This window comes from Pseudomonas sp. GNP012, from assembly GCF_054343835.1.
The window spans coordinates 3987881-4012754 of the sequence record NZ_JBTGUU010000001.1; the positions used below are offsets into that span (position 1 = coordinate 3987881).

23 protein-coding genes are annotated in these 24874 nt (G+C 60.3%); 10 read left to right on the plus strand and 13 right to left on the minus strand.

Features of this window, described 5'->3' with window-relative positions:
- Positions 1–42 precede the first annotated feature (42 nt).
- From relA to ACXX83_RS18000, 6 genes are all read right to left on the minus strand, one after another.
- On the minus strand, positions 43–2286 hold the full coding sequence (gene relA, locus ACXX83_RS17975) for a GTP diphosphokinase (RefSeq protein ID WP_015096442.1): 2244 nt from the start codon (positions 2284–2286) through the stop codon (positions 43–45).
- A 122-nt stretch (positions 2287–2408) separates the two neighbouring features.
- A complete protein-coding gene (rlmD, locus tag ACXX83_RS17980) occupies positions 2409–3761 on the minus strand; it encodes a 23S rRNA (uracil(1939)-C(5))-methyltransferase RlmD (RefSeq protein ID WP_458549215.1) in 1353 nt (450 codons plus the stop codon).
- A complete protein-coding gene (gene cysM, locus ACXX83_RS17985; RefSeq protein WP_015096444.1) occupies positions 3761–4663 on the minus strand; it encodes a cysteine synthase CysM in 903 nt (300 codons plus the stop codon). Before cysM ends, rlmD begins: the two co-directional genes overlap by 1 nt.
- 773 nt (positions 4664–5436) lie before the next feature.
- Positions 5437–6048 (minus strand): hypothetical protein, encoded by a 612-nt coding sequence (locus ACXX83_RS17990; protein WP_458549216.1) that lies wholly within the window; start codon positions 6046–6048, stop codon positions 5437–5439.
- Positions 6049–6124: 76 nt separating this feature from the next.
- Positions 6125–7483: a sensor histidine kinase gene (locus tag ACXX83_RS17995; RefSeq protein ID WP_458549218.1), complete on the minus strand. Its 1359-nt coding sequence runs from the start codon at positions 7481–7483 to the stop codon at positions 6125–6127.
- The gene (locus ACXX83_RS18000; RefSeq protein WP_458549219.1) at positions 7473–8189 is read right to left on the minus strand and encodes a response regulator transcription factor; all 717 of its coding nucleotides are present in this window, start codon (positions 8187–8189) and stop codon (positions 7473–7475) included. The genes ACXX83_RS17995 and ACXX83_RS18000 overlap by 11 nt, the downstream gene beginning before the upstream one ends.
- A gap of 216 nt (positions 8190–8405) precedes the next feature.
- On the opposite strand from ACXX83_RS18000, the gene ACXX83_RS18005 reads away from it, so the two are divergent.
- The 4 genes from ACXX83_RS18005 (at position 8406) to ACXX83_RS18020 (ending at position 13213) form a co-directional block, all read left to right on the plus strand.
- Positions 8406–11159 carry a response regulator gene (locus tag ACXX83_RS18005; protein ID WP_015096449.1) on the plus strand — a complete coding sequence of 918 codons (2754 nt, stop codon included), beginning with the start codon at positions 8406–8408 and terminating at the stop codon, positions 11157–11159.
- A 145-nt stretch (positions 11160–11304) separates the two neighbouring features.
- Positions 11305–12297 (plus strand): 2-hydroxyacid dehydrogenase, encoded by a 993-nt coding sequence (locus ACXX83_RS18010; RefSeq protein ID WP_458549221.1) that lies wholly within the window; start codon positions 11305–11307, stop codon positions 12295–12297.
- 77 nt (positions 12298–12374) lie between these two features.
- A complete protein-coding gene (locus ACXX83_RS18015; RefSeq protein WP_015096451.1) occupies positions 12375–12809 on the plus strand; it encodes a hypothetical protein in 435 nt (144 codons plus the stop codon).
- Positions 12809–13213, plus strand: coding sequence for an META domain-containing protein (locus ACXX83_RS18020; RefSeq protein WP_458549222.1), 405 nt, complete (start codon positions 12809–12811; stop codon positions 13211–13213). Before ACXX83_RS18015 ends, ACXX83_RS18020 begins: the two co-directional genes overlap by 1 nt.
- A gap of 86 nt (positions 13214–13299) precedes the next feature.
- Here the strand turns inward: ACXX83_RS18020 and ACXX83_RS18025 are convergent, their stop codons facing one another.
- Positions 13300–13767, minus strand: a complete 468-nt coding sequence (locus ACXX83_RS18025; RefSeq protein ID WP_217836135.1) for a TlpA disulfide reductase family protein — start codon at positions 13765–13767, stop codon at positions 13300–13302.
- Between the two features lie 114 nt (positions 13768–13881).
- Between ACXX83_RS18025 and arsC the strand changes: the two genes are divergently transcribed.
- Genes arsC through ACXX83_RS18040 form a run of 3 tightly spaced genes read left to right on the plus strand, consistent with a single transcriptional unit; the run spans position 13882 to position 15255 of the window.
- The gene (gene arsC / locus ACXX83_RS18030; RefSeq protein ID WP_458549224.1) at positions 13882–14235 is read left to right on the plus strand and encodes an arsenate reductase (glutaredoxin); all 354 of its coding nucleotides are present in this window, start codon (positions 13882–13884) and stop codon (positions 14233–14235) included.
- Positions 14232–14828, plus strand: a complete 597-nt coding sequence (gene wrbA, locus ACXX83_RS18035; protein ID WP_015096455.1) for an NAD(P)H:quinone oxidoreductase — start codon at positions 14232–14234, stop codon at positions 14826–14828. Before arsC ends, wrbA begins: the two co-directional genes overlap by 4 nt.
- A 1-nt stretch (position 14829) precedes the next feature.
- Positions 14830–15255, plus strand: coding sequence for a DUF2069 domain-containing protein (locus tag ACXX83_RS18040; protein ID WP_126047084.1), 426 nt, complete (start codon positions 14830–14832; stop codon positions 15253–15255).
- Positions 15256–15358: 103 nt separating this feature from the next.
- Here the strand turns inward: ACXX83_RS18040 and ACXX83_RS18045 are convergent, their stop codons facing one another.
- Positions 15359–16033: a DNA-3-methyladenine glycosylase I gene (locus tag ACXX83_RS18045; RefSeq protein WP_095963692.1), complete on the minus strand. Its 675-nt coding sequence runs from the start codon at positions 16031–16033 to the stop codon at positions 15359–15361.
- A gap of 129 nt (positions 16034–16162) precedes the next feature.
- A complete protein-coding gene (ttcA, locus tag ACXX83_RS18050) occupies positions 16163–16987 on the minus strand; it encodes a tRNA 2-thiocytidine(32) synthetase TtcA (RefSeq protein ID WP_015096458.1) in 825 nt (274 codons plus the stop codon).
- 283 nt (positions 16988–17270) lie between these two features.
- Here ttcA and ACXX83_RS18055 point away from each other — a divergent pair, with 283 nt between their 5' ends.
- Both ACXX83_RS18055 and ACXX83_RS18060 read left to right on the plus strand, forming a co-directional pair.
- Positions 17271–17873 (plus strand): Yip1 family protein, encoded by a 603-nt coding sequence (locus tag ACXX83_RS18055; protein WP_015096459.1) that lies wholly within the window; start codon positions 17271–17273, stop codon positions 17871–17873.
- Between the two features lie 157 nt (positions 17874–18030).
- The gene (locus ACXX83_RS18060; protein ID WP_126047086.1) at positions 18031–18525 is read left to right on the plus strand and encodes a SprT family zinc-dependent metalloprotease; all 495 of its coding nucleotides are present in this window, start codon (positions 18031–18033) and stop codon (positions 18523–18525) included.
- 120 nt (positions 18526–18645) lie between these two features.
- On the opposite strand, the gene ACXX83_RS18065 is transcribed toward ACXX83_RS18060, so the two are convergent.
- Both ACXX83_RS18065 and ACXX83_RS18070 read right to left on the minus strand, forming a co-directional pair.
- The gene (locus tag ACXX83_RS18065) at positions 18646–19827 is read right to left on the minus strand and encodes a CaiB/BaiF CoA transferase family protein (protein WP_458549225.1); all 1182 of its coding nucleotides are present in this window, start codon (positions 19825–19827) and stop codon (positions 18646–18648) included.
- A 144-nt stretch (positions 19828–19971) separates the two neighbouring features.
- Positions 19972–21306, minus strand: a complete 1335-nt coding sequence (locus tag ACXX83_RS18070; RefSeq protein ID WP_458549226.1) for a dicarboxylate/amino acid:cation symporter — start codon at positions 21304–21306, stop codon at positions 19972–19974.
- 338 nt (positions 21307–21644) lie between these two features.
- Here ACXX83_RS18070 and ACXX83_RS18075 point away from each other — a divergent pair, with 338 nt between their 5' ends.
- On the plus strand, positions 21645–22643 hold the full coding sequence (locus tag ACXX83_RS18075; protein WP_458549227.1) for an AraC family transcriptional regulator: 999 nt from the start codon (positions 21645–21647) through the stop codon (positions 22641–22643).
- 160 nt (positions 22644–22803) lie between these two features.
- Here ACXX83_RS18075 and ACXX83_RS18080 read toward each other — a convergent pair whose 3' ends face one another.
- Positions 22804–24150, minus strand: a complete 1347-nt coding sequence (locus tag ACXX83_RS18080) for an ATP-binding protein (protein ID WP_458549229.1) — start codon at positions 24148–24150, stop codon at positions 22804–22806.
- Positions 24147–24824: a response regulator transcription factor gene (locus ACXX83_RS18085; RefSeq protein WP_015096464.1), complete on the minus strand. Its 678-nt coding sequence runs from the start codon at positions 24822–24824 to the stop codon at positions 24147–24149. Before ACXX83_RS18085 ends, ACXX83_RS18080 begins: the two co-directional genes overlap by 4 nt.
- Positions 24825–24874: the final 50 nt, after the last annotated feature.

Sequence of the window (24874 nt, forward strand, 5' to 3'; positions counted from 1 at the left end):
TCTTCGCGAGCAAGCTCGCTCCTACAGTAAAGCGCTCCCGTTTTATGGCGTACGGTTACGCCGCGTTTCGATGATGTTCGGCAACTGGGAAATCCGCCCCAGCAACCGCCCCAATGCATCCAGCCCCGGAATCTCGATGGTCAGGGACATCAGCGCGGTGTTGTCCTCCTTGTTCGAGCGGGTGTTGACCGCCAGCACGTTGATCCGCTCGTTGAGCAGCACTTGCGACACATCACGCAGCAAACCGGAACGGTCGTAGGCGCGGATGACGATGTCCACCGGATAGGTGAGCACCGGTACCGGCCCCCAACTGACCTGGATGATCCGCTCGGGCTCGCGCCCGGCCAGCTGCAGCACCGAAGCGCAGTCCTGGCGGTGAATGCTCACGCCACGACCCTGGGTGATGTAGCCGACGATGGCATCGCCCGGTAATGGCTGGCAGCAGCCAGCCATCTGGGTCATCAGGTTGCCGACGCCCTGGATCTGGATATCACCGCGCTTGCCCGGTTTGTAGCCCGTGGCTTTGCGCGGAATCAATTCCAGCTGTTCGTTGCCGCGCTCCGGCTCGACCAGTTGCTGCGCCAGGTTGACCAGTTGCGCCAGACGCAAGTCGCCGGCACCGAGGGCGGCGAACAGGTCTTCGGCGGTTTTCATGTTGGCCTTGTCGGCCAGCTTGTCGAAATCCACCGCCGGCAGACCGAGGCGATTGAGCTCACGCTCAAGCAGGGTTTTACCGGCCGCGACGTTCTGATCACGAGCCTGCAGCTTGAACCAGTGAACGATCTTCGCCCGTGCCCGCGACGTGGTGACGTAGCCCAGGTTCGGGTTCAGCCAGTCACGGCTCGGGGTGCCGTGCTTGCTGGTGATGATCTCGACCTGTTCACCGGTTTGCAGGCTGTAGTTGAGCGGCACGATGCGCCCGTTGATCTTGGCGCCACGGCAGTTGTGGCCGATTTCGGTGTGTACGCGGTAAGCGAAGTCCAGCGGCGTCGCGCCTTTGGGCAAGTCGATGGCATGGCCGTCCGGGGTGAAGATATAGACCCGGTCGGGCTCGATATCGACCCGCAGCTGTTCGGCCAGGCCACCGATGTCGCCCAGCTCCTCATGCCATTCGAGCACCTGACGCAGCCAGGAGATTTTCTCTTCGTAGTGATTGGAACCGGACTTGACGTCGGTGCCCTTGTAGCGCCAGTGCGCGCACACGCCGAGCTCGGCTTCCTCATGCATCGCGTGGGTGCGGATCTGCACTTCCAGCACCTTGCCCTCAGGCCCGATCACCGCCGTGTGCAGCGAGCGATAGCCGTTTTCCTTGGGGTTGGCGATGTAGTCGTCGAACTCTTTCGGGATGTGCCGCCACAGGGTGTGGACGATGCCGAGCGCGGTGTAGCAGTCGCGCATTTCCGGCACCAGCACGCGAACGGCACGCACGTCGTAGATCTGGCTGAACTCCAGGCCTTTGCGCTGCATTTTGCGCCAGATCGAATAGATGTGTTTGGCCCGGCCGCTGATGTCGGCATCGACGCCGGTGGCCTGCAATTCGTTTTTCAGCTGGCTCATCACGTCGCTGATGAAGCGCTCGCGATCCAGTCGCCGCTCATGGAGCAACTTGGCGATCTGCTTGTACTGGTCCGGCTCCAGGTAACGGAAGGACAAGTCTTCCAGTTCCCACTTGATGTGGCCGATACCCAGGCGGTGGGCCAGTGGCGCATAAATGTCGAAGACTTCACGGGCCACGCGGTTGCGCTTTTCGTCATCGGCGGTTTTCACCGCACGGATGGCGCACGTGCGTTCGGCCAGCTTGATCAGGGCGACGCGAACGTCATCGACCATGGCCACCAGCATCTTGCGCAGGTTTTCCACCTGGCCCTGGGTGCCCAGCACCAGGGATTTGCGCGGGCTCAGGCTATCGCTGATCGCGGCCATGCGCAGCACGCCATCGATGAGTTTGGCCACCACCGGACCGAAGCGCTGGCTGACCGCCGGCAACTTGATCTGGCCTTCGCGTACGCCTCGATACAGGATCGCGGCGACCAAAGAGTCCTGGTCGAGTTTGAGATCGGCGAGGATCTCGGCGATCTCAAGTCCGGTACGGAAAGTCGAATTACCTTCCGACCATAGATTCTGTGCCGCGTTGGCTTGTTGTTCGGCCTCGCGAGCGTACTCGCAGGCTTCCTTCAAGGCTTCGCGATCCAGTGCCAGATCGACACTCACCGCGTGATCGAGCCAAGCCTCGAGATTGATACTGCCGTCAGTGTTGATCGGCTGGTGTGCTCTCACCTGTACCATCTTGCTTACCTTCCCTACGACGCAGATTCAATGCGTCAAATCGCTGACCTTCGTTGCCTGTGCGCCCACGTCGGGCTCGGTGCGCGGCTGCACGGGCGGGCCAGTCGGACCAGACGAGCATCCTAGCTCGCTTCAAATAACGCCATGGCCTCGACATGTGCCGTTTGAGGAAACATATCGAGAATCCCGGCACGTTTTAACCGGTAGCCCTGCTTGATCAATTCGACCGTGTCGCGGGCCAGAGTTGCCGGATTGCATGACACATACACCAACCGCTCGGCCCCCAGGGTCTTGAGCTTGCGCACAACCTCGAAAGCACCGTCACGCGGTGGGTCCAAGAGTACCGCACAAAAGCCTTCGGCGGCCCATTCGGCGTCCGTCAAAGGCTGGGATAAATCGGCCTGAAAAAACTTCGCGTTATGCAGATTGTTGCTAGCGGCATTCGCCGCCGCCCGGTCGACCATCACCTGCACACCTTCCACTGCCACCACTTCGCGAGCAGCCTTGGCCAGCGGCAAGGCAAAGTTGCCCAGGCCGCAGAACAGATCGAGTACACGCTCATCCGCCGTCGGCTTCAACCAGTCCAGCGCCTGGGCGACCATCGCTTCGTTGACGCCAGCGTTGACCTGGATGAAGTCTCCCGGCCGATACGCCAGCTCCAGATCCCACTGTTCAAGACGATAGCCCAGCGAATGGTCAGCCTCGACCGGTTGCGGTTCACCGTCGCCATGCAGCCACAACTGGGCCTCATGGAAGGCGCAGAAATCCTTGAGGATGGTCATGTCACTTTCAGACAACGGTGCCATGTGCCGCAGCAAAACCGCCAGCGTCGAGCCGCTGAACAACTCCACGTGCCCCAGTGCCTGAGGTTTGCTCAAGCGCCGCAGCATTTCCGGCAAGCGGGTCATGATCGGTTGCAAGGGCTGTACCAGCACCGGGCAATCATCGATGCCGATGATGTCCTGGCTGCCGGCGGCACGGAAACCGACTTCGAGTTTTTTCGCCTTCATGTCCCAGCGTACCGCCACGCGGGCGCGACGCCGGTAGGCGAATTCCGCACCGCTCAAAGGTGGCGCCCACTCTTCGGGTTCGACGCCTGCGACCTTCGACAACTGCTCGGCGAGCATGCGCTGTTTCAGGGCGAGTTGTTCGTTATGAGGCAAATGCTGCACGCTGCAACCGCCGCAACGGCCGGCATGGGCGCACGGTGCCGGGCGGCGCGATTCGCTGGCCTTGAACACCCGTTCGGTGCGCGCCTCGACCACTTTGCCGTGGGCGCCGAGCACACGCGCTTCAATCTCCTCACCGGCCAATGCACCGATGACGAACCAGGTGCGGCCTTCGAAAAACGCGATGCCGCGACCGTCATTGGCCAGGCGCTCGATAGTCAGGCGCTGCTTTTTGCCGGTCGGGATTTGCGGGGCCTTGCTGCCACCGGCGGGCTGGAAGCGCAGGCCTCTTTCATGCTTGGCCATCAGTTGGGCGCGTCAAAAATGCCGGTCGACAGGTAACGGTCGCCACGGTCGCAGATGATCGCGACGATCACCGCGTTTTCAACTTCTTTGGACAGGCGCAGCATTGCCGCCACGGCACCGCCCGAGGACACGCCACAGAAAATGCCTTCTTCGCGGGCCAGCCGACGGGTCACGTCTTCGGCTTCGCTTTGGGCCATGTCGACGATCCGGTCCACGCGGTCAGCCTGGTAGATCTTCGGCAGGTATTCCTGGGGCCAGCGGCGGATGCCCGGGATCGCCGAGCCTTCCATCGGTTGCAGGCCGATGATCTGCACGTTGTCGTTCTGCTCTTTCAAGTAGCGCGACACGCCCATGATGGTCCCGGTGGTGCCCATGGAACTGACGAAATGGGTGATGGTGCCCTCGGTCTGGCGCCAGATTTCCGGACCGGTGGTGGTGTAGTGCGCTTCGGGGTTGTCACCGTTGGCGAACTGATCCAGTACCTTGCCGCGACCTTCGGCTTCCATCTTCTGCGCGAGGTCACGGGCGCCTTCCATGCCCTGTTCCTGGCTGACCAGGATCAGCTCGGCGCCATAGGCGGTCATGGCCGCCTTGCGTTCGGCGCTGGAGTTGTCCGGCATGATCAGAATCATCTTGTAACCCTTGATCGCCGCGGCCATGGCCAGGGCGATCCCGGTGTTGCCCGAGGTCGCTTCGATCAGCGTATCGCCGGCGTGGATCTGCCCGCGCAGTTCGGCGCGAGTGATCATCGACAGCGCCGGACGGTCCTTGACCGAACCCGCCGGGTTGTTCCCTTCGAGCTTGAGCAAAAGGGTGTTGCTGGTGGCGCCAGGCAGGCGCTGCAAACGGACCAGCGGAGTGTTGCCGACGCAATCGGCGATGGTTGGGTACTGCAAGGTCATGGCGTATTCGCAATCCAGACTGCGGGGGCGCCTATCATACCGGCAAACGTTCGCAGACCATATCACGCAAAGTGTGGTGCTTATGGCTAATGGGAATAAGGGCGGTTATTGCTCCGGCGTCCTGCCCGGACCAAGCAGAGGGCTGCCCCCATTAAATGGCTATCGGAAGTCCTCGATCCATATGAACGAAAAACTCACTCCATCAGAAATTTCCTGCAACCCATGACGGCATGCATGAACTAGTTGGCAATGGTTTTCATGGATAGCCTTTTGTAACGCGGAATGTGCACTTCACGCAATTCCGCGCCATTTACCACATTGATGACCATTTCAAATGAGCATAGAGATGAAAACACTTTTTGCGCTTTCTCTCGCCAGCCTGATTCTGGCGAGCACTCAAGCTTCGGCAGCATGTACCAGCATTCTTAATACCTACAATGGAACCGTCCCCGCCAACTCGTTCGTTATCGCACAAGGCCCTTTTACGATAACCGGTGCAAACGGATGTCGACAGGCCAATATTTCCGCCACCATTACCGCCTCAGGCGCGGGCTCTGCCCCGAAGCTATACATTGACAGGCAAACGGGTTCAACCTGGACTGAAGTCGCTGGCGGCACTGGAAATACGGCCTCAGTACTTGGACCACTGGGGACTTACAGGGTGCGCCACGAGAATACACTTAATACGGAAAGACAATACTCTGGTACCACACGCTATGCTCGATGAGCAATAACTCGCCGGTACCCGTCAATATTTTCGGGTACCGACTTATTCAAGCCTGAATACTGATGAACAGGTCATTTCTAGCTGAGTTCGCAAAATAGGAGAGCGCGTTTATCGCCTGATTAGCGCCCAGCAGCATCCTCGTCACAATCTTGAATGACTCCTGATGAGCATACATAGGCCATGCGCGTGCGTAGGCCTTGTTATCACCTAGCTTCTGGTTAAACATCGCAATCGCATTAAACTTGACGTCCTTCTCAGTTTGATGACCATTTTTATCAGTCGCCATATTACCCGATATAAAAACACATGCCACATCCTCATCTATCAGCTCAAGCTCAAAAAGCCTTGATCCAATCCTTGCCAACTCATTGGTACTAATCGACGTAAAATCGCACCCCCTTATCATATCTTTCAGCGCGCCTATTGCAGACTCGCTTTTCAAACTCAATACATCAGCAGCATCAGTTGCATTGGTTATTGTGTAAGAATTTTTTGTTTCGTAAGGGTTTTTTATGACATAGGCATCGGCTTGCATTGATAGAACGGGTGTTCTTATTGAGACATTCACTGACGCTCCTCCTTGATATTTATCTGCAAGGTAGATATCGCCCGTCAAATTGAAGCCTTGAGCCCCTTTTTCTAATTTCAGAACTTTCATACACCAAGCATTACTTGCCGCGTAGGATGCATCCGAATTAGTTGTATGAACGCAGCCCAATCCGGTTTTCACCACATTAATCTGGCGATTTATTAGCCAACAACCGTATATTCATCTGTAATCCGCGCTCGGTGTTCTGCGCCCAAAGTTCCCCGCCCTGACGCCGCACCGCATTCCTTGCAATACTCAATCCCAACCCAAACCCGCCATCCCCCGGCCGCGACCCATCTAGGCGGGTAAATGGCAGGAAGATCCGCTCTAGATCGGCTTCAGCCACGCCACCACCCTGATCCTCCAACCACAGATGCCAATAGTCACCATCGCGCCGCCCGGCCAGCAGGACAAAGCCGCCAGTGGGCGAATGGCGAATCGCATTGCGCAGAATGTTTTCCAGTGCCTGGGCCAGGGTGTTGAGATGACCGCGCACCCAGCAGGACGCATCCACCGTGCATTGCAGCCGGGTATCAGGCCAACCGCTTTCATAGCAGGCATTCTCCGTGAGCATCTCCCACAGCGCCTGGATCTGGATCGCTTCGTCGGGCAAGCGGGTGCGCTCGGTGTCCAGCCAGGCCAGCTGCAGCGTGTCTTCCACCAGGCGTTGCATGCCATCGACCTCCCGGCCGATGCGTTCGCGCAATAGCTCCAGCCCCTGCTCACTTTCACTGGCCACCCGCAAGCGGCTCAGGGGCGTACGCAATTCGTGGGACAGGTCGCGCAGCAGTTGCTGCTGCAAGGCCACGGTACTTTGCAGGCGTTCAGACATGTGATCGAACGCCCTGCCCAGCTCACCCAGTTCATCCGAACGTTTGGTGGTCCGGCTCGAGAGCCGTACGTTCAGTTGATCGGCACGCCAGGCATTGGCCTGCTCACGCAAGTGGTTGAGCGGCACCACCAGCAGGCGGTACAGCCCGACGCAAAGCAACAAGGTGAACAACCCCGGAATCACCCCGTTGGTGATCACCCGCCAGAACAGCCGGTAGTGGCCGGGAACGAAGCGCTCGGGCAACTCGATCACCAGGCTGCCGGTGGAAGGGTCCCCGGGAAACGGCACACGCATCCAGGGCCGGCCTTTCTTGTGGACGGGCCAATCCAGACCGCGCAAAAAAGTCAGGCGTTCGACCTCCTTGTCCGTCAGTGATTGGTTGCTCAAGGACTGCAAATCAGCGCCGATGACACCCACCCAGCCTTTTTCCCGCTGATGCATGTCTTGCAACCACTCATCGACACCAGCGCTCTGCGTCTGTTGCCATGCCTGCTCGGCCTCGGCGGCATAGCGCGTCAGGGTGCCCCGCGCTTGATCCGAGAGGAACTGGTTGCGCACTTCCATGTAGCGTCCCCAGGACCAACTGAGCCAGATCATCAGCAAACAGAACGCCACCAGCAGACAGGCAAGCTTCCAGAACAGCGAATGCCTGCCCGGCAAGTTACATTTCATCGGCGGCGCTCAGGATGTAACCCTTGCCCCAGACGGTGCGCACTTCGCGCTCGGTGTAGCCAATGGCCTTGAGCTTGCGGCGGATCTGGCTGATGTGCATGTCCAGGCTGCGGTCATGGGCCGCGTAACCGCGCTGCAGCACCTGCTGATAAAGGAAGGCTTTGCTCAATACTTCGGCGCTGCGATGCAGTGTTTCCAGCAATCGATATTCGCTGCGGGTCAGGCCGCCGGCCTGTTCGCCATAAAACACCTCGAAGCTTTCATCGTCGAAACGCAGGCTGTCCATCGAAGGGGCTGGCACCGCGGGGACGGGACGGCGGTCGAGGGCCACCCGCCGCAGAATGGCTTCGATGCGCACCCGTAATTCCACCATGCTGAAGGGCTTTGGCAAGTAATCGTCGGCCCCCAGGCGAAAGCCGCTGATGCGGTCGGCCTCGGCACCGAGGGCCGACATCAGCAACACCGGGGTGGAATGGCTCTGGCGCAATTGGGTCAGCACCTCCAGACCGTCCATGCCCGGCAGCAGAATATCCATCAGCACCACGTCGAAAGATTGCCGCAGGGCCATGTCCAGGCCTTCCCGGCCGTTCTGGCACCAGGTCACCTGGAAGCCGCTGCGGTCCAGATGCTCATGAACGTAGGCACCGAGCACAAGGTCGTCTTCGATGGACAGGATTCGGGGGAGGCCGGCAGTGATGGGAGTCATGACTATCTGCAAATAATTCTCAGTTGAATGATTATTCAAGATTGCCTCGCCAGGGGCAACCCGCCGCTTGGCTGTATCGCCAATGACCTGCGCGGGCCGACGAATGGCAGCAGCATTTTTTACGAAGATTGCCCGCGAGCAAATCGCTACACTGCGCAAGTGCTGCATGACGGATATATGTGCAGGTCTATGAATAGCGGGATGCAGGAGAGATGCGTGCTCAAGAAACTGGGAATCAAAGGCCGCGTGCTGTTGCTGACCCTGTTGCCAACCAGCCTGATGGCGTTGGTGCTGGGGGGATATTTTACCTGGATGCAACAGGCTGACCTGCAAACCCAACTCATGCAGCGCGGCGAGATGATCGCCGAGCAGTTGGCTCCCCTGGCGGCGCCAGCCATGGGCCATCAGGACAACGAACTGCTTGAACGCATCGCCACCCAGGCCCTGGAACAAACCGACGTACGGGCCGTGACCTTCCTGGCTCCCGACCGCACGTTGCTGGCCCACGCCGGCCCGACCATGCTCAACCAGGTGCCTTCCGGCAGTGGCATGCAGATGCTGCGCCGCAGTGGCAACGATGCGACCCGCTATCTGCTGCCGGTGTTCGGTAAACACCGCAACCTGGCCGGAGACGTGATATCCGAAGAAGCCGACCGCCTGCTGGGCTGGGTCGAACTGGAGCTGTCCCATAACAGCATGCTGTTGCGCGGTTACCGCAGCCTGTTCGCCAGCCTGATGCTGATCGCAGCCGGACTGACAGGTGCGGCACTGCTGGCCTTGCGCATGGGTCGCACGATCAACCGGCCACTGAGCCAGATCAAGCAGGCAGTAGCCCAACTCAAGGACGGCCATCTGGAAACCCGCTTGCCGCCCCTCGGCAGCCAGGAGCTGGACGAACTGGCCTCCGGCATCAATCGCATGGCCGGCACCCTGCAAAACGCCCAGGAAGAATTGCAGCACAGCATCGACCAAGCCACTGAAGACGTGCGCCAGAACCTGGAAACCATCGAGATCCAGAACATCGAACTGGACCTGGCGCGCAAGGAAGCCCTGGAAGCGAGCCGGATCAAGTCCGAATTCCTGGCCAACATGAGTCATGAAATCCGCACGCCGCTCAACGGCATTCTCGGCTTCACCCACCTGTTGCAAAAAAGCGAGCTCACTCCACGCCAGCTCGACTACCTGGGTACCATCGAAAAGTCCGCCGACAGCCTGCTGGGCATCATCAACGAGATTCTCGACTTTTCGAAAATCGAGGCCGGCAAGCTGGTGCTCGACCATATTCCGTTCAACCTGCGCGACCTGCTGCAAGACACCCTGACCATCCTCGCCCCCGCCGCCCACGCCAAGCAGCTGGAACTGGTGAGCCTGGTGTACCGGGACACGCCGCTGTCCCTGGTCGGCGACCCGCTGCGGCTCAAGCAGATCCTGACGAACCTGGTGAGCAACGCAATCAAGTTCACCCGCGAAGGCACCATCGTCGCCCGCGCCATGCTCGAAGAAGAGCACGAAGACAGCGTGCAACTGCGCATCAGCATCCAGGACACCGGCATCGGTCTGTCCAACCAGGACGTGCGCGCCCTGTTCCAGGCCTTCAGCCAGGCCGACAACTCGCTGTCGCGGCAACCCGGCGGCACGGGCCTGGGCCTGGTGATTTCCAAGCGCCTGATCGAACAGATGGGCGGCGAGATCGGCGTCGACAGCACGCCCGGGGAAGGATCGGAATTCTGGATCAGCCTGAGCCTGCCGAAAGCCCGCGACGATGCCGAAGACCTGCCCGCCGCGCCCTTGCTCGGACGTCGGGTGGCGGTGCTGGAAAACCACGAACTGGCCCGGCAGGCGTTGCAGCATCAACTGGAAGACTGTGGCCTGAGCACCACGCCGTTCAATACCCTGGAAAGCCTGACCAATGGCGTCACCGCCGCCCACCAGACCGATCAGGCGATCGACCTCGCCGTGCTCGGCATCACCAGCAACGACATGCCGCCGGAACGCCTCAATCAGCACATCTGGGACCTCGAGCATCTTGGCTGCAAAGTGCTGGTGCTGTGCCCGACCACGGAACAGACGCTGTTCCACCTTTCCGTGCCCAACCCCCACAGCCAGCTCCAGGCGAAACCGGCCTGTACCCGCAAGCTGCGACGCTCCCTGTCTGACCTGGTCAGCCCGCGCCCGATGCGCAGCGAGCCGGGCGAACCGGTGTCCAGCCGTGCACCGAAGGTGCTGTGCGTCGATGACAATCCGGCCAACCTGATGCTGGTGCAGACCCTGCTCGAAGACATGGGCGCCAAGGTGCTTGCGGTGGAAAGCGGTTATGCCGCCGTCAAGGCGGTACAGAACGAGACATTCGATCTGGTATTGATGGACGTGCAGATGCCCGGCATGGACGGTCGCCAGAGCACCGAGGCGATTCGCCAGTGGGAAAGCGAACGGCATTGCACGCCGTTGCCGATCGTGGCCCTCACCGCCCACGCCATGGCCAACGAAAAACGCGCACTGTTGCAAAGTGGCATGGACGACTACCTGACCAAACCGATCAGCGAACGACAACTGGCCCAGGTGGTGCTGAAGTGGAGCGGCCTGGCGCTGCGCAATCACAGCCCGGAGCGCTCCGGCGATGGGCACGGTGGCGCACATGACTTGTTGGTGCTCGACCACGAGGAAGGATTGCGCCTGGCCGCGGGCAAGGCTGATCTGGCCGCAGACATGCTGGCGATGCTGCTCGCCTCTCTGGAGGCTGACCGCGAAGCCATCCGTCTGGCTCAGCAGAGCGATGACCACAACGCCCTGATCGAACGGGTCCATCGGCTGCATGGCGCGACGCGTTATTGCGGCGTACCGCAATTGCGTGCGGCCTGCCAACGCAGCGAAACCCTGCTCAAGCAACAGGACCCGAAAGCCAGCGTGGCACTCGATGAACTCGACCGGGCGATCAATCGCCTGGCAGCTCACGCGCGAATGAACGCTTGATGCAGCGCAATCGTGGGAATCAAGTATCAGCGTAAGCTCTGTGGGAGCTGGCTTGCCAGCGATGGCGGCCTCAAGGGCAACGTAGAGTTTGATCCCCTCATCGCCGGCAAGCCAGCGCCTACAGGAACGAGGCAAAGAGGAAATCATGCGTACGATTCTTTTCAGCAGCCAGAACTATGACATCGACAGCTTTCGGGCGGCCGGGCAACCGGCCGGCATCGAGCTGCAATTTCAGCCTGCGCGCCTGAGCCTCGACACGGTAGCGCTCGCCCAAGGGTATGAAGCGGTCTGCGCGTTCATCAATGATGACCTCGGCGCGGCAGTGCTCGATCGCCTGGCCGCTGGAGGCACGCGCCTGATCGCCCTGCGCTCGGCGGGTTACAACCACGTCGACTTGCCAACGGCAAAACGTCTGGGACTGGCCATCGTGCGCGTCCCGGCCTATTCGCCCCACGCCGTGGCCGAACACGCAGTGGCATTGATCCTCGCACTCAACCGCCGCTTGCCCCGCGCCTGCAACCGCACCCGCGATGGGGATTTCAGACTGCAAGGGCTGACCGGTTTCGACCTGGTGGGCAAGACGGTCGGCGTGGTCGGCACCGGGCAGATCGGCGCCACATTCGCGAGGATCATGAACGGTTTCGGCTGCCAGTTACTGGCCTATGACCCCTACCCCAACCCGCAGGTCGAAGCCTTGGGCGCGCGCTACCTGAGCCTGCAGCAACTGCTGGCCGAATCGCAGATCATCAGCCTGCACTGCCCGCTCAACGAGCAGAGCAAGCACTTGATCAACCGTGAATCACTGGCGCACATGCAACCGGGCGCGATGCTGATCAATACCGGACGTGGCGGCCTGGTGGACACCCCGGCGCTGATCGACGCATTGAAAGACGGTCGCCTCGGCTATCTGGGGCTGGACGTATATGAGGAGGAGGCACAACTGTTCTTCGAGGACCGCTCCGACCTGCCGTTGCAAGACGATGTGCTGGCCAGGCTGCTGACCTTTCCTAACGTGATCGTCACCGCGCACCAGGCCTTTCTGACCCACGAAGCGCTGGACGCGATTGCCGCCACCACATTGCGCAACATCGCCGCCTGGGTGGCGGGCACGCCGGAAAACCTGGTCACGGGCGACTGAAACGGATCGAAGGTCATCGGCCTGCGCGATGCGGCATGCAAGCCCGTGCTAGCATATCGCGCATATTTGGAGGACCCATGGTCGAACACGATTTCCGCTACAGCCTGATGAACCCGCAACACACCCTCACCGAATGCCGCGCCCTGGTGCCGGGGCGTTATCAGGTCACCGGCAACGGTGGCTCGATTCGCAACAACGACGTGCTGGTCGTGACCCTCAAGGGCGCCAAGGACTTGTCCATGCGCCTGACCGTCGAAACGGTTCGCCACCTGATCAATCCGCCCGGCCAATGGGTCGCGGTGGCCAGCGGCCCGGTGTTCGGCGAACTGGCGATCCATACCTGGCAAGTGAACTGCGACAGCTGCGCCAAAGCGCTGAGCTTCGAGTTCGCCGTCGACGCCAAGCTGGGCAACAAGGCCGAAAAACCTGCTGCCACCGCACGAATTGCCGAGCTGGGCTGGACTACCGTCGGCGAGAAACACCTGTGCCCGAAATGCCAGGAGCCTGCGTGATGAAACGCCTCGCCCTGAGCGCGATGGCCGGTGCCAGCCTGCTGGGCTGCGCCGCCGAGCCGGTGCAGCTTGAACACAATCGCAGCTACATCCTGGAGTGGATCGGCGAGCGGCCGCTGATGGACTACAGCCACCTGACCATCACGCTCGGTGAAGATGGCCGCGCCTATGGCAATGGCGGCTGCAACCACTGGTTCGCGCCGTACACCCTGGATGGCGACAAACTGACCTTCGGCAAAATCGGCAGCACCCGCAAAATGTGCGCGCCGGCGCTGATGGAGCAGGAAAAACGCTTCCTGCAGGCCCTGGAAAACGTCCAGCGCTGGGATGTCTCCCCGATCGAGCAGATCCGCTTCTGGCCAGCCGAAGGCAAGCCGCTGCGTTGGTGGCTTGAGGAAGGTTGATCCGCAAAAAAGATCGCAGCCTTCGGCAGCTCCTACAGGTTTACGTCTAATCCTGTAGGAGCTGCCGAAGGCTGCGATCTTTTGCCTTAATTTTTTGCCTGCAACGCCTCAAGCTTCGCCATCACCCCCGCCGCCGTCTGTTCACCCATCAACTGCTCACGCACCTTGCCCTTGTTATCGATGATGTACGTCACCGGCAATGCCTCGCTGCGTGGCAACTCGAACAATTCGGCAGGGTCCTGGGCCAACACCGTGAACTTGATCCCCAGTTTCTCGCTCGCGTCCTTCAGTTCCTGACCCTGGACATTGTCGAAGTTAACCCCGAACACACCGATTTTCTTGCCCTTGAGTTGCTCGGCCAAGGTGTTCAACTCCGGGATTTCGGTACGGCAAGGACCGCACCATTCTGCCCAGTAGTTGAGTACCAGCCATTTGCCGTCCAGTCGGTCGGCGGCGATCTTGTGGCCGTCCTGGTCGATGCCATAGTCATTCCCGCAGCCCCCCAGCATCAACGCTCCGATGATCGCCAATGCTGCTGCCAGTCGCCTTGTCATGTCGTGTTCCTTGTCAAAAATTGAATGCGCCTGCGACCCATCGCCTCTCACGGTTCTGGATTGCGCGCTGCACAGTTAGAATAGCCGCCACCTTACGCAAGATGCGAACCGCTCATGACCGATCTGACGCTTTATCACAACCCGCGCTGCTCGAAATCCCGCGGTGCGCTCGAACTGCTAGAAGCCCGTGGCCTGACCCCGACCGTGGTGCGTTACCTGGACACTCCGCTGGACACCTCGCAAATCCAGCGCCTGCTGGGCAAGCTGGGGATCAGCGCACGGCAACTGCTGCGCACCGGCGAGGACGAGTACAAGACCCTCAATCTGGCCGACAGCAGCCTGAGCGAAGCGCAATTGATTACCGCCATCGCCGCCCACCCGAAACTGATGGAGCGACCGATTCTCGAAGTCGGTGACAAAGCCGTCATCGGTCGCCCACCGGAGCAGATCCTGGAACTGTTGCCATGAGTGCACCGTACATTCTGGTTCTGTACTACAGCCGCAGCGGCTCGACCAACGAAATGGCCCGGCAGATCGCCCGTGGCGTCGAACAGGCCGGGCTTGAGGCCCGCCTGCGCACGGTGCCGGCAATTTCCACCGAGTGCGAAGCTGTTGCGCCGCAGATTCCCGACGAAGGCGCGCTGTATGCCAGCCTCGACGACCTGAAGAACTGCGCTGGCCTGGCACTCGGCAGCCCGACCCGCTTCGGCAATATGGCCGCACCGCTCAAGTACTTCCTCGACGGCACCAGCAACCTGTGGCTGACCGGCGCCCTGGTGGGGAAACCGGCCGGCGTATTCACCTCCACCGCGAGCCTGCACGGCGGCCAGGAGACGACCCTGCTGTCGATGATGTTGCCGTTGTTGCACCACGGCATGCTGATCACCGGCCTGCCTTACAGCGAATCGGCACTGCTGGAAACCCAAGGCGGCGGCACACCCTACGGCGCCAGCCACCACGCCGGTGCCGACGGCAAAAGCGGCCTGGATAGCCATGAAGTGGCGCTGTGCCGCGCGCTGGGCATGCGCCTGGCCAAGACTGCACAGAAACTGGAGAGCTGAAATGGCCAGGAAGCCGAAGATTCTCCCCGCCATTGACTGGCTCGAGCCTCGGGTGCGGGCGATGCGTGTCATCAGCCTGCTGTGCTTTTTGGGACTGGTGGGCCTGCTGTGCGTCTACTACCTGCTGATCGCCGACCTGCATGGCGCCCGGCCATGGGTGATTCTGCTGATCGAACTGGTGCCACTGCTGATACTGGCGCCGGGCATGATCATCGGCAGTCCTCGCGGACATTCATGGATGTGCTTTGTGGTGAACCTGTATTTCATCAAGGGCGCATTGGCCGCTTATGATCCGAACCGACAAATCTTCGGTTTGCTGGAGATGGGCGCAAGCCTGGCGGTGTTTTGCTCGGCACTGCTGTATGTGCGCTGGCGTTATCAGTTGAACCGCAAGCTGGCGGGTGAAGGCGGGGCCTCCGTAGCCTGATCTGACGCCTTCAACCCGAGCAAGCCCGCTCCCACTGGGGGATTTGTGAACGACACAGATCCCATGTGGGAGCGGGCTTGCTCGCGAAGGGGGCGACTCGGTCTTAATGATTCACTGTGTAAGCCAGCATCATCGAAATCTGGCTCATCGGCCGCCCGCCACTTTCCGCATGCCACTGGTTGAACACGTCCTGCACCAACGCCAGGTCGCGCAGACTGCTCGGCACCTTGTCGATGATGTCCTGTGCATTCAAAGCCGCGACCACATCGTAGCTCGGCACAAAGGTGTCCTTGCCGATCATCCGCAGGAAGCGCGGGGCTGACAGGCCACCCAACTGATGTCCGCGTTTTTTCAGAAAGGTCCAGAGCCCGACGATATCGGTCACCGGCCAGTCGGCGATCAGCTCACCGAAGCTGCCCTTTTCATGGGCCACGTCCAGTATGAACTGCGCATTGCGCGGCACACTCTTGAGCTTGCCCAGGTGACGGATGATCCGTGTGTCCTGCATCAGCCGCTCAAGGTGCTCGGCGCTCATCAGCACGACTTTTTCCGGGTCGAACCTGAAGAACACCTCTTCGAAGGCTGGCCACTTGGCATCCACCAGACTGTGCTTGAGCCCGGCGCGGAATACCCGTAGCGCCATCATCGAGAGGTAGCGATCGTCGCTGATCTTGCGCAGTTGCGCGGGAGTCTTGGGAACGGGCAGATGGGCTTCCAGTTCAGCCGCCGAACCGAAGCGGTTCAGACAGTATTCATTGAGCCACTTGTAATCGCGCATGCCCTCTCCTGAGGATTGAAACGAAAAACAAATGTGGGAGCGGGCTTGCTCGCGAAGGCGGTGCGTCATTCAACATTGATGTCGACTGACACTACGCATTCGCGAGCAAGCCCGCTCCCACAGTTTTAATCAGAGGTTGACCACGTTGACGAAGCGCGATGCGGCGCTTTCGTCGATCTTGAGGCTGGTGAAGTCAAACAGGTTGCGGTCCGCCAGTTGCGACGGGATCACGTTCTGCAGGCTGCGGAAAATGCTCTCGGTACGGCCCGGGGTCTTGCGTTCCCAATCCTGCAGCATTTCCTTGACCACCTGGCGCTGCAGGTTTTCCTGGGAACCACAGAGGTTGCACGGAATGATCGGGAATTGCTTGAAGTCCGAGTAGGCCTGGATGTCTTTTTCGTTGCAGTAGGCCAGCGGGCGGATCACCACGTTACGACCATCGTCGGCGCGCAGTTTCGGCGGCATGGCCTTGAGCGAACCGTTGAAGAACATGTTCAGGAAGAACGTTTCGACGATGTCGTCGCGGTGGTGACCCAGGGCCATCTTGGTCGCGCCAATTTCATCGGCGAAGGTGTAGAGCGTGCCGCGACGCAGGCGCGAGCACAGCGAGCACGTGGTCTTGCCTTCCGGAATCAGCTCCTTGACCACCGAATAGGTGTCTTTCTCGACGATGTGGTACTCGATACCCAGTTCTTTCAGGTAGGCCGGCAGCACGTGCTCCGGGAAGCCCGGCTGCTTCTGGTCCATGTTCACGGCCACGATCTCGAACTTGATTGGCGCGACCTTCTGCAAGTGCATCAGCACATCGAGCATGGTGTAGCTGTCCTTGCCACCGGACAGGCAGACCATGACCTTGTCGCCGTCTTCAATCATGTTGAAATCGGCAACCGCCTCACCGGCCTGTCGGCGAAGGCGCTTTTGCAGTTTGTTCTGGTTGACCGTGAGAGTGCCCATGACGCGAAATCCGTGAGGTGTGACGAAAGGCGGGCATTTTACGCAAATTCTTTGCACTTGTGGCGAGGGGGCAACATCTCTAGCTCACCTACAGACCCTGCAGCGATTAACAACCGGGTTTACAGCGCAATTTGCTCTAAAGCCCCTACACCCTCTGGGGAAACTCCTCCCTATACTGCGACATAAGGTCGCTTACATATTTCAGACCTGTGACTTGCTTGGCCGCATTGGCCCGTAGGCGCTCCACTGGGGGGCGACGGTAAAGACAAGAGGAGTGACTGGCATGATCCATCACGTAGTGGGGCTCTTCACCCACCCTGACCAAGAATGGAAAGAAATCCGTGGCGACCAGGAGGAAAGCATCAGCCACATGTACCTGACCCATACGCTGATCCTGGCGGCCATCCCCGCCGTGTCTGCCTTCATTGGCACCACGCAGGTCGGCTGGGTCATCGGCAATCGGCCTCCCGTGATGTTGACCGTAGAAAGCGCTATATGGATGACGGTCATGTCGTACCTGGCGATGCTCGGAGGTGTCGCGGTCATGGGCGCATTCATTCACTGGATGGCCCGCACCTATGACGCCAACCCAAGCCTGGCTCGCTGCATTGCATTTGCAACCTACACCGCGACACCTTTGTTCATCGGCGGCCTCGCGGCCTTGTACCCGCACTTGTGGCTGGGGATGATCGTCGGCACTGCAGCCATCTGCTACACGGTGTACTTGCTGTATGTGGGCTTACCGACGTTCATGAACATTCCATCTGACGAGGGCTTCCTGTTTTCAAGTTCAGTGCTCGCCGTAGGCCTGGTGGTGCTGGTCGCCATCATGGCGTTCACTGTGATTGTCTGGGGACTCGGCGTGGGGCCGGTCTACACCAATTAGCCGCTCATCACCGAAAGTCAGAAATGCCGATAAAGGCCGCCGCGAGGTGGCCTTTTCATTCTTCAGCAAGGAGAAAGTCCACGACCATTCGGCAACCTGGTGATTCGCACGGCCCGAGGGTTGCGGCATACTCGAGCGCTCTGGAGATCCATCAAGCATGCCCGAGCAACTCAATTCCCGCGTCGAAGACTGTTTCCAACTAGCCGAATCCTTTTTCAAACGACCTTTCAAGCGCCCTGTGGTGAGCCTCAAGCTGCGCGGGCAAAAAGCCGGTGTCGCGCATTTGCACGAGAACCTGCTGCGCTTCAACCCGCAGCTGTACCGGGACAATACCGAGGATTTCCTCAAGCAGACCGTGGCCCATGAAGTCGCGCACCTGATCGCCCACCAGCTGTTCGGCGACCGCATCCAGCCCCATGGCGAAGAGTGGCAATTGATCATGCGCGGTGTATACGAACTGCCGCCCAACCGCTGCCACACCTATGACGTCAAACGCCGCAGCGTGACCCGTTACATCTACAAATGCCCATGCGCCGACAGCGACTTCCCGTTCTCGGCCCAGCGCCATAGCCTGGTGCGGCAAGGGCGGCGGTATCTGTGCCGGCGGTGTCGCAACACCTTGGTGTTCAGTGGGGAGATGCGGGTCGAGTAGCGAGATTTGCGGTGGCTGTACTGGCCTCTTCGCGGGCAAGCCCGCTCCCACACTGGATCTATGCCATACCGGAGGTCCCCTGTGGGAGCGGGCTTGCCCGCGAAGAGGCCAGTACAAACACTAGAGAATCACTTTGTTACTCCGCAGCTCTTCAATTCGCTCAACGCTAAACCCCAACTCCCCCAACACCTGATCGGTATGCTGCCCCAGCGCCACGCCGATATGCTTCGGCTCAGGCAACCCTTGCGAAAACTTCAACGGGCACGCCATCTGCGCCTGGGTTGAGCCATCGTCCCGCGGCACTTCGGCAACCAACTCCCGCGCCTGCAACTGTGGATGACACAGCGCTTCTCCCAGGCTCAACACCGGTTCGACGCACGCATCCAGTTCCGCGAACAGCGCACGCAACTCGGCAAAGTCATGCTTTTCGAACTCGACCTTCAGCGCGTCTTTTAGCTTTTTCTGATGCGCCGGTTGCGGTGACAGGCCCAGGCCAGCCAGTTCCTCCAGCCCCAACGCCGTGCACAACTGCTTCATGAACACCGGCTCCAGACTGCCCACCGACAGCCAGCGCCCATCCCGGGAGCGGTAGTAATCGTAAAAGCTGCCACCATTGAGCACCTGGTTTTCCGGCCCCGGCTCGACGTCACAGGCCAGATATCCGGCACCCGCCAGCGCATTCAGGCTGAACGCGCAGTCGGTCATGCTGACATCCAGGTGCTGGCCCTGACCGGTTTGCTGCCGGGCGATGACCGCCGCCAGCAAGCCAATCACCCCGTGCAGCGAACCACCGGCGACATCCGCCACCTGCATGCCCAACGGCAGTGGCCCACTGTCGGTTCGGCCGGTGTAACTCGCCAGCCCGGACAAGGCCAGATAGTTGATATCGTGGCCGGCGCGGTCCTTATAGGGGCCGGTCTGGCCGTAGCCGGTGATCGACACATAAATCAGTTTTGGGTTGATCGCCTTCAGGGCCTCATACCCCAGCCCCAGTCGCTCCATGACACCGGGGCGGAATTGCTCCAGCACGATGTCGTAGTCCTGCAACAGCTGCTTGATGACATCCAGCGCCTCAGGCTGTTTGAGATCCAGAGCCAGGCTGCGCTTGTTGCGATTGAGATAGGCATGACTGGCCGACACCCCTTGATCGTGGGGCGGCAACACCCGCAGCAGATCCATGCGGGTCGGTGATTCGATGCGCAGCACTTCGGCGCCCATGTCCGCCAGCAGCAACGAGGCGAACGGCCCCGGCAGCAGTGTCGAGAAATCCAGAACCTTGAGTGATGCCAATGGACCGAGCATGAACGTTCTCCTTCAACGAAGCCTCCAGCCTAGGCAGCCAACGACATTGCAGCAATCACCTTATGCGCCACTTGCAATGACCGTTACGCTCAAACGCCAGGCATGAAAAAACCCGCCGAAGCGGGTTTTTCATCAGGACAAGGCTTACCTGGCGCTAGCCGGGGCTACCTCTTCGTCGTGGCCCAAAACATCGTCTTTAGGCTCGTCGGCAATGCCGCGCCCGCCCGAAGCCAGTTCGGCTTGCAGCACGTCGGTGTCCAGTTCCTTGACCCACTTGGCCACAACGATGGTCGCCACGGCGTTACCGATCAGGTTGGTCAGGGCACGGGCTTCGGACATGAAACGGTCGATACCGAGAATCAGCGCCAGGCCGGCAACCGGCAGGTGGCCGACGGCGGACAGCGTTGCAGCCAGTACGATGAATCCGCTACCGGTCACACCCGCAGCGCCTTTGGAAGACAGCAGCAAGACCACCAGCAGGGTGATCTGGTGCGTGATGTCCATGGGCGTATCGGTTGCCTGGGCAATGAACACCGCGGCCATGGTCAGGTAGATCGCAGTACCGTCGAGGTTGAACGAGTAGCCGGTCGGGATTACCAGGCCTACTACGGATTTCTGCGCGCCCAGACGCTCCATTTTGATCAGCATGCGTGGCAGCACCGATTCCGAAGAAGAAGTACCGAGCACGATCAGCAGCTCCTCACGGATGTAGCGGATCATTTTCAACACGCTGAAGCCGTGCATGCGGGCGATGGAGCCCAGCACGATCAGGATGAACAGCAGGCAAGTGATGTAGAAGCACGCCATCAGTTGACCCAGTTGCACCAGCGAGCCGACACCGTAGGCACCGATAGTGAACGCCATGGCACCGAAGGCACCGATGGGCGCGAGCTTCATGATCATGTTGATGATGTTGAACATCACGTGGGCGAAGCGATCGATGAGGTCCAGCAGCGGCTTGCCGTAGGCTCCAAGGCGATGCAGGGCGAAACCGAAGATCACCGAGAACATCAACACTTGCAGGATGTCGCCGGTGGCGAAGGCGCCGACGATGGTGCTAGGGATCACGTTCAGCAGGAAGCCGACGACGCTTTGGTCGGCACCGGCCGCCACATAAGCGGCAACCTTGGAGGCATCGAGGGTGGCGACGTCGATATGCATGCCATTACCTGGCTGCACGATGTTGACCACGACCAGACCGACCAGCAAGGCAATGGTCGACACGATTTCGAAGTACAGCAGAGCATAACCACCGGTCTTGCCGACGGACTTCATGTTCTGCATGCCGGCGATGCCGCTGACAACGGTACAGAAGATGATCGGGGCGATGATCATTTTGATCAGCTTGATGAACCCGTCGCCCAGTGGCTTAACGGCCACACCGAGCTGTGGATAGTAGTGACCGAGGGCAATACCGATGACAATTGCAACGATCACCTGGAAATACAGGGATTTGTACAGTGGCTGACGAGTCGTCATTGCAAAGTTCCTCAAGGGTGCCCGGTGACAACATCCATCTGTTGCCCGCAACACCGCAATTGCGAACCCTCCTGCACTGGAGGGATTTGTTTTTTCGAGCTGCGCAACGGCAGGCCTCTGGACGTTGTATCGCAAGCCCCGTGCCACCTTCCGTAAAATCCCTGCATGCCTTTTGATATCAGGGGTTGCAGCAAACTCCCTGTCACCGAACGGTTACATGCATGTGGCGGATTTCCGCCCTTCCACTAAAAGTCGTCCTGCAATTTGGCGGATATCCGCCCTGTTCATGCCCGCAGCGCGCAGCTACCATCCGTCGTTCAACGGTCAGGCCTGCTGCCATGCGCGAACGCACCATCGCCAGTCATTTCGCTCTCGCCGCCCTGGGTGGTGCGCGTCGGCACGGCTACGATTATTCGGGCCTGCTACAACAACTGGGGATCAGCCCCGAGTTGCTTGATGAACCCCGGGCGCGCATCGCTCCAGAGCAATTCACCCAACTGATTCAGGCCTTATGGCTGGCACTGGACGACGAGTACCTGGGGTTCGGGCAAGCCCCGAGCAGACCGGGCAGCTTCGCGATGATGTGCCATGCCGTGATCCACTGCCGCAGCCTGGATAAGGCACTCAATCGCGGCTTATTGTTTTACAGCCTATTCCCCGGGGCTCCACGCTTGACCCTGACTCACGAGGACGAATGGGTCCGCCTGAGCCTGGACGACTCGCAGCTTTGGGACCCGGACCACTTTCTGACCGAGGCTCTGCTGGTGATCTGGCACCGTTTCGGCAGCTGGCTGATCGGCCAGCGCATTCGCCTGGAACAGGCCACGTTCAGCTACTCCCGACCGGAACACGGCGCCGAGTACGACCTGCTGTTTTCCTGCCCGCTTGAGTTTTCCAACCCCCAGAGCAGCCTGTTGTTTCACAGCCGCTACCTGGCCATGCCGCTGTTGCAGGATGAGCGCACCCTCAAGCATTTCCTCGAGCGCTCCCCCGCCGACCTGCTCTCGCGCCCGGATGATGGCGACAGTTTGAGCAGCCGCTTGCGGCGCTTGCTCAGCCGCGACAGTTCACGCTGGCCCGACCTGGAAGCCGTGGCCGCGCACTTGCACATCAGCCCGCAAACCTTGCGCCGGCATTTACGGGAAGAGGGTTCGAGCTTTCAGGAACTGAAGGACCAGTTGCGCCGGGACATCGCGATTTACCACCTGAGCCGCGCTGACCTGTCGTTGCAACAGATCGCCGAGCAACTGGGGTTTTCCGAACCGTCGGCGTTTCACCGGGCGTTCAAGAAGTGGACCGGGCTGACACCGGGGGCCTATCGGGCGCAGGAACACTGAATTTCCAGGCCGATTTTTTTGCTGTCTTCACTGGCCTCTTCGCGAGCAAGCCCGCTCCCACAATGGCCGCAGTTGTTCACAAATCATCTGACTCACTCAAAACCCTGTGGGAGCGGGCTTGCCCGCGAAGAGGCCCGAAAGAACACTATCAAACGCCAGGTCAAACCACCGGGAAATGAATCCGGAACGCCGCCCCGCCCATCGGTGAATCCCCCAGGGTCAGCTGGGCGCTGTAGCTCTCGATGATGTCCTTGACCACCGCCAGGCCGATGCCCTGCCCCGGATGCTGACGGTCCAGCCGCTCGCCGCGCTCGAGAATCCGTGCTCGCTGATCCTGTGGTACGCCGGGGCCGTCGTCCTCGACACACAACTCGGTGCCGCTGAGGGTTTCACGCACGCTGATGCGTATTTCGCCGAGGCACAGGCGATAGGCGTTTTCCAGCAGGTTACCCATCATTTCCAATAAAGCACCCTGCTCGATCGGTACATGGCACGGGTCGGGCAGGTCGAACGCAACGTGCACGCGCTTGTCGCGATAGACCTTGTCCAGCGTGTCGCACAGACTTTTCAGCACCGGGTGCAAGTGCACCTGATGACGTACCAGACCGCTCTTGCGCAGACTGGCGCGCTGCAACTGGTAGCTGATCTGCTGGCTCATGCGCTCGATCTGGGTTTGCAGCACCCAGGCCTGATCGCGATCCTCGGGACGCTGGGCCATGTCTTCACTGACGCCCTGCAACACCGCCAGGGGCGTTTTCAGGCTATGGGCCAAGTCGTCGAGGGAATCACGGTAGCGACTGCGCTGCTCACGTTCACTGTGCAGCAAGCGGTTGAGGGAACCGGTCAGGCGCAGCAATTCCCGGGGGTGTTCCTCGCTGAGGCTTTCGCGGGTGCCACCTTCGATCTGGTCCAGCTCCTGGCTCAAGCGCCGCAATGCCTGCAAGCCCCAGGTCAGGCCGATCCACAGCAACGCCAACAGCACCAGCAGAGCCGCGCCAAAACCCAGATAGAGATTTTCCCGCAGGCCCTCGAGGGTTAGTTCGTACTCGCGAACCGGCTGCAACGCCACGATGCTGAAGGCTGCACTTTTGCCGCCGAGCAACTTGACCTCGACGTCGTAGACGAAGAACTCCTGGCCGTCGGCTTCGCGGATGCGCGCAAACTCGTTACCACGTCCGTCATAGCGTGGCTTGTAATTGATGCGCTCTTCCCGGGTCGCCTTTGAGCGCCAGACCAGACGCCCTTCACGGTCATAGATATAGCCGAGCAGCCGGCTATCGGTGAGGTTGAAGCGTTCGTCGGGCAATTGCGCCGGCATCTGCAGGCTGTTGTTCTCCACCCGGGCGGCGGAGATCAACGTAGTCACGTCCGATGCCAGACGCTGCTCGATGGAGTCCTGCAACGCCAGGCTGAACGCACCCTGCATCGCCGGCAGCAACGCCAGCATGAACAACACCGCCAACAGCGTGGCGGCGAGCATCAAGCGAATGCGCAGCGAACGGATCAAGTGCAACGCTCATTGAACAGGTAACCCAGGCCGCGCACCGTGTCGATCGGCTTGAATCCGCCCGGTCCCTCCAGTTTTCGGCGCAGACGGCCGACCAGCACCTCGATCACATTCGGATCACGCTCGTCGTCATCCGGGTAGAGCTGTTCCATCAAGCGGTCCTTGGGCACCACTTGCTGATGGTGGCGCATCAGGTATTCGAGAATGCGGTACTCATACGCGGTCAGTGCCAGCGGCTGTTCGTCGAGGGACGCCTGCTTGCGGTTGAGATCCAGCAGCAAGGGACCGGCGACGATGGTCGACTGGGTGAAACCGCTGGAGCGGCGCAGCAAGGCATTCAGACGAGCTTCCAGCTCTTCGAACTGAAACGGCTTGACCACGTAATCGTCGGCGCCGGCGGCCAGGCCTTCAACCTTGTCCTGCCAGTTGCCACGCGCGGTGAGGATCAGGATCGGGAAGACCTTGCCACCTGAACGCAACTGGCGGATCAGGTCAAGCCCGCTCATGCCCGGCAGACCGAGGTCGATCACCGCCAGGTCAAAGTTGAATTGCGCGGTCTGGTACAGCGCCTCCTCGGCGTTGGCCACGGACTCGACCACATGGCCGCTCTCCGTCAGGCGGGTTTGCAGGTGATGACGCAGCAACGCTTCATCTTCGACGACCAGCAGTTTCATAACGCTCTCCCGGGCAAATCAACATCTCCAGAGGCACAACGTCGCACCTC

What these genes read in the sequence shown, in the direction of transcription:
- ACXX83_RS18000 (WP_458549219.1), bottom strand. Translation starts at nt 8,189, where the DNA reads ATGACTCCCATCACTGCCGGCCTCCCCCGAATCCTGTCCATCGAAGAC.
- ACXX83_RS18085 (WP_015096464.1), bottom strand. Translation starts at nt 24,824, where the DNA reads ATGAAACTGCTGGTCGTCGAAGATGAAGCGTTGCTGCGTCATCACCTG.
- ACXX83_RS18045 (WP_095963692.1), bottom strand. Translation starts at nt 16,033, where the DNA reads ATGCGCGATTACAAGTGGCTCAATGAATACTGTCTGAACCGCTTCGGT.
- arsC (WP_458549224.1), top strand. Translation starts at nt 13,882, where the DNA reads ATGACCGATCTGACGCTTTATCACAACCCGCGCTGCTCGAAATCCCGC.
- cysM (WP_015096444.1), bottom strand. Translation starts at nt 4,663, where the DNA reads ATGACCTTGCAGTACCCAACCATCGCCGATTGCGTCGGCAACACTCCG.
- ACXX83_RS18015 (WP_015096451.1), top strand. Translation starts at nt 12,375, where the DNA reads ATGGTCGAACACGATTTCCGCTACAGCCTGATGAACCCGCAACACACC.
- ACXX83_RS18040 (WP_126047084.1), top strand. Translation starts at nt 14,830, where the DNA reads ATGGCCAGGAAGCCGAAGATTCTCCCCGCCATTGACTGGCTCGAGCCT.
- ACXX83_RS17995 (WP_458549218.1), bottom strand. Translation starts at nt 7,483, where the DNA reads ATGAAATGTAACTTGCCGGGCAGGCATTCGCTGTTCTGGAAGCTTGCC.
- rlmD (WP_458549215.1), bottom strand. Translation starts at nt 3,761, where the DNA reads ATGGCCAAGCATGAAAGAGGCCTGCGCTTCCAGCCCGCCGGTGGCAGC.
- relA (WP_015096442.1), bottom strand. Translation starts at nt 2,286, where the DNA reads ATGGTACAGGTGAGAGCACACCAGCCGATCAACACTGACGGCAGTATC.
- ACXX83_RS18065 (WP_458549225.1), bottom strand. Translation starts at nt 19,827, where the DNA reads ATGCTCGGTCCATTGGCATCACTCAAGGTTCTGGATTTCTCGACACTG.
- wrbA (WP_015096455.1), top strand. Translation starts at nt 14,232, where the DNA reads ATGAGTGCACCGTACATTCTGGTTCTGTACTACAGCCGCAGCGGCTCG.
- ACXX83_RS17990 (WP_458549216.1), bottom strand. Translation starts at nt 6,048, where the DNA reads ATGAAAGTTCTGAAATTAGAAAAAGGGGCTCAAGGCTTCAATTTGACG.
- ACXX83_RS18020 (WP_458549222.1), top strand. Translation starts at nt 12,809, where the DNA reads ATGAAACGCCTCGCCCTGAGCGCGATGGCCGGTGCCAGCCTGCTGGGC.
- ACXX83_RS18025 (WP_217836135.1), bottom strand. Translation starts at nt 13,767, where the DNA reads ATGACAAGGCGACTGGCAGCAGCATTGGCGATCATCGGAGCGTTGATG.
- ACXX83_RS18070 (WP_458549226.1), bottom strand. Translation starts at nt 21,306, where the DNA reads ATGACGACTCGTCAGCCACTGTACAAATCCCTGTATTTCCAGGTGATC.
- ttcA (WP_015096458.1), bottom strand. Translation starts at nt 16,987, where the DNA reads ATGGGCACTCTCACGGTCAACCAGAACAAACTGCAAAAGCGCCTTCGC.
- ACXX83_RS18010 (WP_458549221.1), top strand. Translation starts at nt 11,305, where the DNA reads ATGCGTACGATTCTTTTCAGCAGCCAGAACTATGACATCGACAGCTTT.
- ACXX83_RS18060 (WP_126047086.1), top strand. Translation starts at nt 18,031, where the DNA reads ATGCCCGAGCAACTCAATTCCCGCGTCGAAGACTGTTTCCAACTAGCC.
- ACXX83_RS18055 (WP_015096459.1), top strand. Translation starts at nt 17,271, where the DNA reads ATGATCCATCACGTAGTGGGGCTCTTCACCCACCCTGACCAAGAATGG.
- ACXX83_RS18075 (WP_458549227.1), top strand. Translation starts at nt 21,645, where the DNA reads ATGCGCGAACGCACCATCGCCAGTCATTTCGCTCTCGCCGCCCTGGGT.